This window comes from Mesorhizobium sp. M5C.F.Ca.IN.020.29.1.1, assembly GCF_003997375.1.
GTDB classification, from domain to species: Bacteria; Pseudomonadota; Alphaproteobacteria; order Rhizobiales; family Rhizobiaceae; genus Mesorhizobium; species Mesorhizobium wenxiniae.
Map to the genome: position 1 here is coordinate 1 of NZ_RZSW01000156.1, position 11,707 is coordinate 11,707.

An 11,707-nucleotide genomic window follows, 5' to 3' on the forward strand; every position below is an offset into this window, starting at 1 on the left:
GCATGGAGATGCGCGGCGTCCCGGCAGCGGAGCGCCAGAAGGCGATCGACAAGGTGGCGAAAGTGCTGCAGATCGGCCACCTCTTGCAGCGCAAGCCGAGCCAGCTCTCCGGCGGCCAGCGCCAGCGCGTCGCCATGGGCCGGGCGCTGGTGCGCGACCCCAAGCTGTTCCTGTTCGACGAGCCGCTATCCAACCTCGACGCCAAGCTGCGCGTCGATATGCGCATCGAGATCAAGCGGCTGCACGCGACCACCGGCACGACAATCGTCTACGTTACCCACGACCAGATCGAAGCGATGACGCTGGCCACCAAAATCGCGGTGATGCGCGACGGCGAGGTGCAGCAGTTCGGCACGCCGGCCGAAATCTACAACAACCCGACGAACCTGTTCGTCGCCGACTTCATGGGCTCGCCGGCGATGAACCTGATCCCGGCGACGATCGACGGCAATGGCAATGCGCTTTCCGTGGTGCTCCAGCGCGAGGCGCGCGAGCCGATCTCGCTGCGGCTGGCCGATGCGCCGACGGGTCTGTCGGCATTCCACAGCAAACCGATCATCTTCGGCGTCCGCCCCGAGGCCCTGACCGATCCCGAAGGGGCCGAACGCAACGCATCGAACATCGCCACCGCCGACTGTCACATCGAGGTCGTGGAACCGGCCGGCTCCGACACTTTCGCCGTCACCAACCTGGGAGGCAAAGCTGTGGTGGCGCGTCTACGCGCCGACGCCAACATCCAGCCGGGCACGGTCACGCCGCTCGCCTTCAATCTGACCAAGGCGGTGTTCTTCGATCCGGCGACCGAGAACCGCATCGTCTAGGCCATGACAAACCCGGACATCGTCATCATCGGCTCCGGCATCGGCGGCGCCACGATCGCCTCCGGCCTTGCCGGCAGCGGCGCCTCGATCCTGATGCTGGAGCGCGGCGAGAAGCTGCCGACGACGCCGCACACGCGCGACACACGCGCCATTTTCATCGACGGTCACTACCGGCCAAAGGAAATGTGGCGCGAGGCCGGGGGTGCTGCGTTCAATCCCGGCAACTACTACTATGTCGGCGGCAATTCGAAATTCTATGGCGCGGTGCTGATCCGCTACCGCAGGCAAGATTTTTCCGCCATGGAGCACTATGGCGGCGTCTCACCAGCCTGGCCGTTCTCCTACGAGGAGTTCGAGCCATGGTACTCCAAAGCCGAGCAGCTTTTTCGCGTGCGCGGCGCACTCGGCGAAGACCCGACCGAGCCGTTTCACTCGATCCCCTATGCCTTCGGGCCGGTGCCGGACGAGCCGCCCATCGCCCGCGCCCGAGCCGAACTCAAGGGCCTCGGCCTGCACCCGGCATCGCTGCCGCTCGGCGTCGACATCGATGCCTGGCTAAAGGACGGCAAGACAGGCTGGGACGCATTTCCCAACACCGGAGCCGGCAAGGTCGACGCCCAAACGGGGCCGCTGGCGGCGGCACTTGCCGACCGGAAGGTCGAGCTCGAGACCGGTGCCCATGTCGAATATCTCGAAGCGTCATCGGATGTCAGAACGATCGCCGCCGTTCACTATCGCCAGAATGGCACGCTGAAGAAAGTGACGCCGAAACTGGTGATTCTCTCGGCCGGCGCGGTCAATTCGGCGGTCATCCTGCTGCGCTCGCCCTCTCCTGACGGCAAGGGCCTCGCCAACCGTTCCGACCAGGTCGGCCGCAACTTCATGAACCACAATTCGAGCGCTATGCTGGCGATCGACCCGCGCCGCAGGAACACATCCGTCTACCAGAAGACGCTGATGCTCAACGACTACTATCTGTCCGACGGCAAAGGCGGCAAGCCGCTCGGCAACGTCCAGCTTCTCGGCAAGATCGACGGCCATATCCTGAGGGCCAACGTCAGGCTTGCACCCAAATTCGCGCTGGACTTCATGGCCGGCCACGCCGTCGACTGGTACCTGATGTGCGAGGACCTGCCCGATCCCGAAAGCCGCATCATGGTCGACGGCAAGGATATCGTCATGCAGTGGCGGCGCTCCAACATGCAGTCGCTCGACGGGCTGACCAAGGTGATGCGCGAGAATTTCCGTGCCTGCGGCTATCCGATCGTCCTGTCGCGGCCTTTCGACAAGCGCACGCCGTCGCATCAGTGCGGAACGGTCAAGATGGGCGACGATCCGGCGACCTCGCCGCTCGACCCGTTCTGCCGCTCGTTCGACCACCGGAACCTGTTTGTCGTCGACGCTAGCTTCCTGCCGAACTCGGCGGCGGTCAATCCGGCGCTGTCGATCGCAGCACAAGCACTGCGCGTCGCCGACCACATCCGCAAGACGGAGCTTGTCACATGACCCGCCCGGCAGCCATCGTCACCGGCGGCGCACGCGGCATCGGCCTCGCTTGCGCCGCGGCGCTGGCCGATGCGGGCTTCGACCTCTTTGTCGTGGACCTTGCCGAAAAAGCCGCCGACGGACTTGCCGCTGACATCACCGCCCACGGCGCGAAATTCGCCTATCATTGCGGCGACATCGCCGATCTCGACGGCCATGCAGCGCTGATCGATGCCGCGACAAGCGCCTTCGGTCGCATCGATTGCCTGATCAACAATGCCGGCATCAGCGCGGTCGTGCGCGGCGACCTGCTGGAACTGAGACCAAACAATTTCGACCGGATCCTCAGCATCAATCTGCGCGGCACCGTCTTCCTCAGCCAGGCCGTTGCCAGGGCGATGCTTGCAACGCCGGGTGATTACCCCCGATCGATCATCACCATCACATCGGTCAGCGCCGAAATGGCCTCGCCCGAACGTGCCGACTATTGCATCTCCAAAGCTGGGCTTTCGATGTGGGTAAAGACCCTCGCGCTGCGGCTCGCCGCCGAAAATATCGGTGTGTTCGAGGTGCGGCCGCGCATCATCCGCACCGACATGACATCAGGCGTAACGGCCAAATACGACGCGTTGATCGACGCCGGGCTGGTGCCGGCGAAGCGCTGGGGCGAAGCCGCCGATGTCGGCGCCGCGGTGGCGGCACTCGCCGGCGGCAAGCTCGGCTTTTCGACCGGCTCGATCATCAATGTCGACGGCGCACTGTCGGTGCCGAGGCTGTGAACAGGTGACGCCATGACCGACTACATCATCGTCGGCGCCGGCCCGGCCGGTTGCGTCCTCGCCAACCGGCTGAGCGAAGATCCCTCGCATCAGGTGCTGCTGCTCGAGGCCGGCGGCAAGGACTGGCATCCGCTGATCCATATGCCGGCCGGCTTCGCCAAGATGACCAAGGGCATTGCCGCCTGGGGCTGGTCGACCGTGCCGCAGAGGCACATGAAGAACCGCGTCTTTCGATACACGCAGGCCAAGGTGATCGGCGGCGGCTCCTCTATCAACGCTCAGATCTACACGCGCGGCAATGCCCGCGATTACGACGCCTGGGAGAAGGAAGACGGCCTTGTCGGCTGGGGCTATCGCGACGTGCTGCCCTATTTCAAGCGGGCCGAGAACAACCAGCGCTACGCCAACGATTTTCACGGCGATCAGGGCCCGCTCGGCGTCTCGAACCCGATTGCGCCGCTGCCGATCTGCGAAGCCTATTTCCGCGCCGGACAGGAGATAGGCATTCCGTTCAATCCGGACTTCAACGGGGTAGCCCAAGAAGGCGTCGGCTACTATCAATTGACGCAGAAGGACGCGAGGCGCTCCTCCGCCTCGGTTGCCTATCTCAGGCCGATCCGCGAGCGCAAGAACCTGACCGTCAGGACCAATGTGCTGGTGACGCGCATCGTCATCGACAAAGGCCGCGCCGTCGGCGTCGAGATCATCGACAGGCCGGGCGGTCAGCCGACGATCCTGCGCGCCGAGCGCGAAGTGATCGTCTCGTCCGGCGCCATCGGCTCGCCGAAGCTGCTGATGCAGTCGGGCATCGGCCCGGCCGACCAACTGAAGTCGGTCGGCGTGACGCCGGTCCACGACCTGCCCGGTGTCGGTTCCAACCTGCAGGACCATCTCGACCTGTTCGTCATTGCCGAATGCACTGGCGACCACACCTACGACAACTACGCCAAGCTGCACCGGACGGTGTGGGCCGGCCTGCAGTATCTGCTGCTCAAGAAGGGACCGGTTGCCTCCAGCCTGTTCGAGACCGGCGGCTTCTGGTACGCCGATCCGACCGCCGCCTCGCCCGATATCCAGCTCCATCTCGGCCTCGGCTCCGGCATCGAGGCGGGCGTCGAGAAACTGAAAAATCCGGGCGTGACGCTGAACTCGGCCTTCCTGCGCCCGCGTTCACGCGGCACGGTACGGCTGAACAGTGCCGACCCGGCCGACAGTCCGCTGATCGATCCGAATTACTGGGCTGATCCCCACGATCGCGACATGTCGATCAAGGGGCTCAGGCTGGCGCGCGAGATCATGCGGCAGAAGGCGCTTGCCCCTTACGTGCTGCGCGAGGTGCTGCCGGGACGGACACTCACCAGCGACGACGAGCTGTTCGACTATGCCTGCCGCAGTTCCAAGACCGACCACCACCCTGTCGGCACCTGCCGCATGGGCTATGACGCGATGAGCGTGGTAACGCCCGACCTCAGGCTGCGCGGCATCGAGGGTCTGCGCGTCTGCGACGCCTCGGTGATGCCGCGCATCCCCTCCTCCAACACCAATGCACCGACGATCATGGTCGGCGAAAAAGGCGCCGATCTGATCCTTGGCCGCGAACCGCTGCCGCCGGCCGTGTTTTCCACCAACCAAGCGGCATGAGATCCCAAGAATGACAGGCACTGTGTCTTCGCTCGATTCCGCAATGACGACACCGACGACGAGCGAGCGGCAATCCATGCCGCTCTCGAAGCATTGCGACGGCTGATCGACGGCATGGGCAAGCTCGAATTCAGCGCCAACACCAGCCCAGATCCGTTCGCGCGCGGCTTCACGCACGGCTTCACCATCGACTTCCGCGATGCCGCAGCACGCGACGCCTATCTGATGCATGAGGCTCACAGCCGAGCCGGCGCCCGGCTGGTCACGGCGCTTGAAGGCGGCACGGATGGGCTGATGGTGTTCGATCTGGATATAAGCGCTTAGTTTACCCGAGCCTCAGCGCGACCACCCCGGCAACAATGCTGAGCACGGCTGCACCGCGCCATCCCGTCATCTTCTCGCCGAGCGCAAACACCGAAATCATCATGGCGAACAGGATAGAGGTTTCGCGCAGCGCCGCGACCGAGGCGATCGGCGCCTTGGTCATCGCCCACATCACGATCCAGTAGGCGGCGCCGCTGAGCACGCCGGTGTACACGCCCGCCTTCCAGTCGCGCGCCAGCACCGGCAGCGCCTTTGGTCCGCGAAAGATCAGGCACATCACCAGCGCCCATGCCGCATCACAGACGAACAGCCATGCCGCATAGCTCGATGCAGTTGCGGCCAGCCGCGCGCCGCTGCCGTCTGAAAGCGTATAGCTGGCGATGAAGATCGATGTACCCAGCGCAAAGCCGACGGCACGCGGGTTCAGCCTTTCCAGATGCGCGCCGCCGCGAAACGACAGCACCAGCGTCCCGGCCGACAAAAGAACGATCCCGATGATGGCCAGCGGTGTCGGAACTTCAGCGACAACCACCATGCCGCCAAGTGCTGCAAGCAGCGGTGCGGTGCCGCGCGCCAGCGGATAGGTCTGCGCGAAATCACCGGCCTTATAGGCGCCGATCAGAAACGTCCTGTAACCCATGTGGAAGACCACCGAGGCGATGATATAGGGCCACACTTCCGACTTCGGCACCTCGACAAACGGCAGAGCCAGAAGCGCAACGGCGCCCATGCCGAGCGTCATCAGCGTGATCGATAGGAAGCGGTCGAGATGGACCTTGACCAGCGCGTTCCAGATCGCGTGCATGGCGGCGGCGGCAAGCACCGCGAAGAAGACGAACAAGCTCATCGGCGGGTCATCCCGCCTCCGGCCCCCGTTGTGAACGGCGTTTCCAGGTCGATGTCGACCCGCAGCGGAAAATGGTCCGAGGCGATTTCGTCGATATCGGCACTGACCGAGCGCACGCGGCCCGCCAACATCCCGCCGACGAAGCAATGGTCGAGCCGGCGCTTTGCCAGCCTGCCGTCGATGGTCTTCACATGGGTATGGAAATCCGCCGTCGGTTCGCTGGCGACAGCGGCGGCATCGACAAAACCGTCGAGATAGGCAGCACCGCGATGGTACGGCGTGCTGCCGACTATGCGCCGGCACTCGGCGCTGCCCGGCTCCATGTTGAAATCGCCCATCCAGATCGCCGCCAGCGGGTTTTCCGGCTCCGGCTCGCCATTGCTCCAATTGCGCTCGGGTTCGTCATCGGCGCCGCTCCACGGGCCGCCGTCGGACGGTGCACGGCGATGCTCGGCGAGCAGGTAATCGATCTGCTCCAGCCGCTCTTCGACGGCGATATGCGCGAGATGGAGCGACAGCACCCGCACCGGACCGGCAGGGGTGCGGATCATGCATTCAAGCGCCGCGTTGCGGGTGTTGAGGGGACACACCGTGCGGCGCAGCGGCAACGTGTGCAGGCGCGACCAGACGATCGGCAGCTTGGACAGGATCATGGTGCCGAATTGCCGCCGCCGGTTGACGATGCGACCATCATGTCGCTCGCTGGCGTCCATGTCGAAGGCCGGCCCATAAACCCAATGGTATTCCGGCAGTAGCCGGGAAAGGATTTCCGGCTGGTCATCTTCGTTGCTGCGCAGCCAGTGCCGTTCCACTTCCTGCAACGCGATGATGTCTACGCCAGCGACAACCTCGGCGGAGCGCGCGAGATCGTAGCGGCCGTCGCTGCCGAAACCGTACTGGATGTTGTAGCTGACCAGCTTCATTGCTTAACCGGCTCAATTTCGTGATGGCAGTAGCGGTTTGGCGGATTGGTTGCAATGTGCAGCCGGATGGAGAGAGCTTGGGCCAGACAGCGCGCAGCTAAGTCGTCAGCGGCTGGAATCGTCCCGGCGGAGAGGCGGCCAACTCCGACCAGTCGATTTCCTCCTCCAGGCGATGATACGCTTCATCGCCGATCGTGCCGTCGATACGCAGCTGTTCCAGCGCGTCACGCTGGCTCTTTATCGCATAGAGACGCAATCTGTCGTACTCGGTCGCTGCCTGGGCGTCCTCGGGTTTTCAGCGATCGTACGCTGCGCGGTAAATTGCTCGCGGACCACGGCCGCGGCATTCGATGTCTTGCCGCTCAACACGTCCAGCGCTGCCTGCATGATGGCGACGCGTGCCTGCGCGACCTCGCGGTCGACAGTTTCGTCCGGATCGAGACGCAGCAAGCGCAGCAGCGGCTTCAGGCTCATGCCTTGCAGCACCAATGTGCCGAGAACGACCGAGAAGGCGGCGAGCACGATCGGGTCGCGCCCCGGAAAGTCGGCCGGCAAGGCAAACGCTGCCGCAAGGGTGACCAGACCACGCATGCCACACCAGCCGATCAGCACGCCGCCGCGGAACGACGGGGCTTCAGCCTGCCGTTCCGCGTCACCGAAGGTGGCAAGCCACCTGATGATCGCGCCGCATCCCAGAACCCAGACAAGGCGCGAGACGATGACGACAGCCAGCACGGCTGCGGCGAAGACCAACGCCTCAACCTGCCCCTGCTCGGCCAGCCGGCCGACGATCAATCGTGCCTGAAGTCCCATCAGGACGAAGGCCAGAACGTTCAGCACGAAGACAGCCGTCTCCCAAACCGAGTAGGAGCTGACGCGATTTCTGGCCGGCATGCGGCGCGGCGCGGTGCGCGCGATGGTCATGGCATAGACGACGATCGTAATGATGGCGGAGAGCCCGATCCTGTCGGCCAGGATCCAGACGCCGAAAGTCCCGGCAAATTGCACCACCGTGCCACTTGCCGGATCGCTGATGCGACTGAGGGTGACGAGAGACAGCCGGCCGAGCATATAACCAGCGGCAAGGCTGCCGACCGTCGACAGCAAGATCATCGGAACCGCGCTGCTCAGCAGGATGGAGCCGGCAGCAGCGGAAACCGCCATGCGGTAGATCAGGAGTGCCGTGGCATCGTTGAGCAGGCTTTCTCCTTGCAGGATCGCGGTGACGCGATGCGGCACCTTGAACTGTCCAAGCACGGCCGACGCTGCGACGGCATCGGGCGGCGCCACGATCGCGCCGAGGGCGATTGCCGCGGCGATCGGCAAGCCTGCCATTGTCCATCCGACAAGCGCCACGGCAGCAGTGGTGAAAATGACGGCGCCAAGCGCCAGCAAGGCAAGTGGCAGTCTGTAGCGATTGAGATCGCGCAGCGACGTGTCGTAGGCAGCATCGAGAAGCACCGGCGCGATGAACAAAGCGAGCGCCAGTTCGGGATCGATCTCGATGGTCGGCGCAAACGGCAGGAATGCGATGCCGGCGCCCGCCAACGCCAGCAACGAAGGATAGGGAACCTGGAGACGCCGCGACAGCGCCGTAAGCGCGACGGCGATCAGCAGAAGAATAAGGGTCAGCTCGAAAAGCGCCATCCCCTACCGTACCGGTGAAGCCGGGCAATTGGCACTGCAAAAAAACGGCGACCGGCTTTGGCTAATGTGAATGGTGAATGGTGAATGGTGAATGGTTGCATGCAGAGACGTTTCGGCGCGTAAAGCGCCTTCTTGCTATTCACTATTCACTTTTCCCCTAATGCAGCACCAGCATGTCGCCCGACGAGAAGGAAATCTCGGCCTTTTCGCCGACGGCGGGCGGCGGGGTGGCCGGACTGTTGAACGTGTCGAGCGATACCGTGCTGCCGCCGATGCCGACGCGAACCCGGATGACCGAACCGAGGAAATGCACTTCGGTGATCTCGCCCGAAAGACTGGCGTCACGGCCGGGATGGCGACCGAGCGAAATCGCCTCGGGCCGCAGTGCCAGCGACAGCGTGTCGCCGGACTTGGAGCCGTTAAGCTTTCCCTGCAGCGAGATCTCTTGCGCGTTGACGCGCACCTTGCCCGACGCCGCGTCGGTGACGGTGCCTTCGAGCACGTTCAGCGTGCCGACGAAATTGGCAACGAACTTGGTCGCCGGCCGGTTGTAGATCTCGAACGGCGTGCCGACCTGCTCGGCCTTGCCGCTATACATGACGGCGATGCGGTCGGAGATCGACAGCGCCTCTTCCTGGTCGTGGGTGACGAAGACGGTGGTGATGCCGAGCTTCTTCTGGATCGAGCGGATTTCCTCGCGCAGCGACACGCGCACCTTGGCGTCGAGCGCCGACAGCGGTTCGTCGAGCAGCAGGAGCTTCGGCTTCGGCGCGATGGCCCGCGCCAGCGCGATACGCTGCTGTTGGCCGCCGGAGAGCTGATAGGGATAGCGGTCGCCCATCTGCGGCAGCTTGATGAGCTCGAGCATCTCGGCAACGCGCCTGTCGGCATCGGCCTTTGGCATGCCCGCAACCTTCAGCCCGAAGCCGATGTTCTGCGCCACCGTCAGGTTCGGAAACAGCGCATAGGCCTGGAACACCATGCCGACATTGCGCTGGTTGGGCTTGAGCCGGGTGATGTCCTTGCCGGCCACCACGATCTTGCCGGCGCTCGGCTCCTCGAAGCCGGCGACCATGCGCAGTACCGTCGTCTTGCCGCAGCCCGATGGCCCGAGGAAGGAGACAAATTCGCCCGGCTCGACGTCGAGATTGAAGTCCTGCACGACGGTAGTGGCGCCGAAGGCTTTTCGCACCTGCTGGATGGAGAGGAATGGCTCGGCCATGGCTTTTCTTTCGGTCAGTACTTTTCGATCAGTTTGGCCGGTTCGCCGATCGCGGCGCAAAACGCGACAGGATCTGGATCAGCGACATGCAGCCCCAGGTGATGGCAAACGAAATGAGCGCCAGTGCCGACGGCTCATAGGCACTGTTGGCGCCGATGTTCTGCAGATAGGGGCCAAAGGCTGGGCGATTCAACAGCGAGGCCATGGTGAACTCGCCGATGACGATGGCAAAACTCAGGAACGCACCGGATAAGACAGCGATCAGTACGTTTGGCAGGATGATGCGGGCGATTATGGTGGTCCAGCCGGCGCCGAGGATTTGTGCGGCTTCGGTGAGCGTTCTGACGTCGATGGTCCTGAGACCGGTATCGACTGCCCGGTACATATAAGGCAGCGCCAGCACTGCATAGCCGATGACCAGCAAAGCATCGGTGCCGCGCGCTGTCGCCAGAAAAGGCAGCGTTGAATTCGAACCGAACATTCTGATGTAGCCGAAGACGATGACGATAGCGGGGATAACCAGCGGCAGCAGGGTTATGAACTCTACGACCGGCCGCAGATTCGGTAGCCGCAGCCGTATCCAGTAGGCCGTCGGGACAACGAGCAGCACGCCCAAAAGGATGGTGAAGATCGCTACAACGACGGAATAGGTAAATGTAGTCTGGAAATTCGGATCTCCGAAGACTGAGCGGTAGGCGTCAAAGGAGTATTCCCCTCGCCGCTTACGCAAAGAGAATTCAAAGGTCGCCAAAAGCGGCAGGACAAAATAAGTGGTTCCCACGCCAAAAACGAGCCAAGCCCAAAAGCGGCTGCCTTGCTTCATTTCAGCCACCGTTCGGCTCGCCGTTGGAACAAGATATAGAATAGGTTGGCCAGGCCGGTGATGACGATCATGCCGAACGCAAGCGCGTAGCCTAGATTCGGATTGTACAGCACGTCGCCGCGAATCTGCGCGAACAGCTGGATTGGCACGATGTTGAGTGACGGCCCCGTCAGTGCATAGGCCGTTGCGACCGCCCCGAAGGCATTGGCAAAGAGGAGGACCGTCGTACCGAGAAAGCTCGGCCATAACACCGGAATGACCACCATGCGCCAATATTGCCAATTGGTTGCCCCGAGCGTGGCGGCAGCTTCGCCCCATTCCTTCTTCAACCCATCGACCGCCGGCGTGATGATGACGATCATCAATGGAATCTGGAAATAGAGATAGGTGAGAATCAGGCCCCAAAACGAAAAGATACTGAAGCCGAGCGAATAGATGTTGATGCCGAAAACGTCACGCAACAGGATCGTCGCCACTCCGAGCCGACCTAGCGTCGCGATGAACGAGAATGCCAGCGGTACGCCCGCGAAATTCGAGGCGACGCCCGAGAAGGTCAAGGTTGCCGAGCGTAACCACGGCGGCAAGCCTCCGCGAACCACTGCCACCGCCATGGCCAGGCCGATCAAGGCGCCAAGGACCGCAGAGACAAAGCTGATCTGAATGGATACCCAATAGGCTGCGGCGAGCTTGGGTTGCGACAACGCTATGATGTTGTCGAACGTATAGTCGCCGGCTGCATTTTTGAACGCGCCCGCGATCAGCCCTACAGTGGGCAAGATCAGAAAGACCAGCGCGAAAACGAAGAACGGAGTTACGCCTAACCAATGCAGTGGCAGCCGAAGGCGGCTGATCTCCGGCGCGCCAGGACTCACGCGGGCTGTCTGGGACATTGTGGAGTCTGCCATGGAATTCCCGAAGTCTGGCATAGGGCGCCGGCCGGCGAACGGCCGGCGCCCTATGAATTACTTCACGACGGCGCCAACGATGGCATCCCAGTTCGAGCTGATTTCCTTCTTGGCGGCGTTCTGTTCCTCCAAGGTTGGAAAGATCGCTTTTTCGTAGTTCTCGGCGGCCGGCAGCTTGTCCAGCATCTCCTTCGGGATCACGCCCTTCTTGGCGAGATCATTGAAGCGGATCGGGTGGCAGTAGCCCTTCAGCCAGCCCAGCTGGCCTTCGTCCGAATAGAGACTGTCTC

General features: G+C 63.1%; 9 protein-coding genes and 3 pseudogenes. 5 read left to right on the plus strand and 7 right to left on the minus strand.

Features of this window, described 5'->3' with window-relative positions:
* The 5 genes and pseudogenes from EOA85_RS14725 to EOA85_RS14745 form a co-directional block, all read left to right on the plus strand.
* On the plus strand, nt 1–821 hold an 821-nt coding region (locus EOA85_RS14725; protein ID WP_127209935.1), incomplete at its 5' end, for an ATP-binding cassette domain-containing protein.
* A 3-nt stretch (nt 822–824) separates the two neighbouring features.
* Nucleotides 825–2,327, plus strand: a complete 1,503-nt coding sequence (locus EOA85_RS14730; RefSeq protein ID WP_127209937.1) for a GMC family oxidoreductase — start codon at nt 825–827, stop codon at nt 2,325–2,327.
* Complete coding sequence (locus tag EOA85_RS14735; protein WP_127209939.1) at nt 2,324–3,085, plus strand: 3-ketoacyl-ACP reductase; 762 nt, start codon at nt 2,324–2,326, stop codon at nt 3,083–3,085. The genes EOA85_RS14730 and EOA85_RS14735 overlap by 4 nt, the downstream gene beginning before the upstream one ends.
* A gap of 12 nt (nt 3,086–3,097) precedes the next feature.
* Complete coding sequence (locus EOA85_RS14740) at nt 3,098–4,726, plus strand: GMC family oxidoreductase N-terminal domain-containing protein (RefSeq protein WP_127209941.1); 1,629 nt, start codon at nt 3,098–3,100, stop codon at nt 4,724–4,726.
* A gap of 27 nt (nt 4,727–4,753) precedes the next feature.
* Nucleotides 4,754–5,050: pseudogene (locus EOA85_RS14745) on the plus strand (Dabb family protein); the annotation flags it as partial.
* A gap of 1 nt (nt 5,051) precedes the next feature.
* On the opposite strand, the gene EOA85_RS14750 reads toward EOA85_RS14745, so the two are convergent.
* From EOA85_RS14750 to EOA85_RS14780, 7 genes and pseudogenes are all read right to left on the minus strand, one after another.
* Nucleotides 5,052–5,897: an EamA family transporter gene (locus EOA85_RS14750; RefSeq protein WP_127209943.1), complete on the minus strand. Its 846-nt coding sequence runs from the start codon at nt 5,895–5,897 to the stop codon at nt 5,052–5,054.
* Nucleotides 5,894–6,820 (minus strand): endonuclease/exonuclease/phosphatase family protein, encoded by a 927-nt coding sequence (locus EOA85_RS14755; RefSeq protein WP_127209945.1) that lies wholly within the window; start codon nt 6,818–6,820, stop codon nt 5,894–5,896. Before EOA85_RS14755 ends, EOA85_RS14750 begins: the two co-directional genes overlap by 4 nt.
* A gap of 97 nt (nt 6,821–6,917) precedes the next feature.
* A pseudogene (locus EOA85_RS14760) lies at nt 6,918–8,467 on the minus strand (sodium:proton antiporter).
* Nucleotides 8,468–8,624: 157 nt separating this feature from the next.
* A complete protein-coding gene (locus EOA85_RS14765; protein ID WP_127209947.1) occupies nt 8,625–9,689 on the minus strand; it encodes an ABC transporter ATP-binding protein in 1,065 nt (354 codons plus the stop codon).
* A gap of 28 nt (nt 9,690–9,717) precedes the next feature.
* On the minus strand, nt 9,718–10,512 hold the full coding sequence (locus EOA85_RS14770; RefSeq protein ID WP_127209949.1) for an ABC transporter permease: 795 nt from the start codon (nt 10,510–10,512) through the stop codon (nt 9,718–9,720).
* A complete protein-coding gene (locus EOA85_RS14775; protein WP_245316077.1) occupies nt 10,509–11,402 on the minus strand; it encodes an ABC transporter permease subunit in 894 nt (297 codons plus the stop codon). Before EOA85_RS14775 ends, EOA85_RS14770 begins: the two co-directional genes overlap by 4 nt.
* A gap of 72 nt (nt 11,403–11,474) precedes the next feature.
* Nucleotides 11,475–11,707, minus strand: a pseudogene (locus EOA85_RS14780) (ABC transporter substrate-binding protein); the annotation flags it as partial.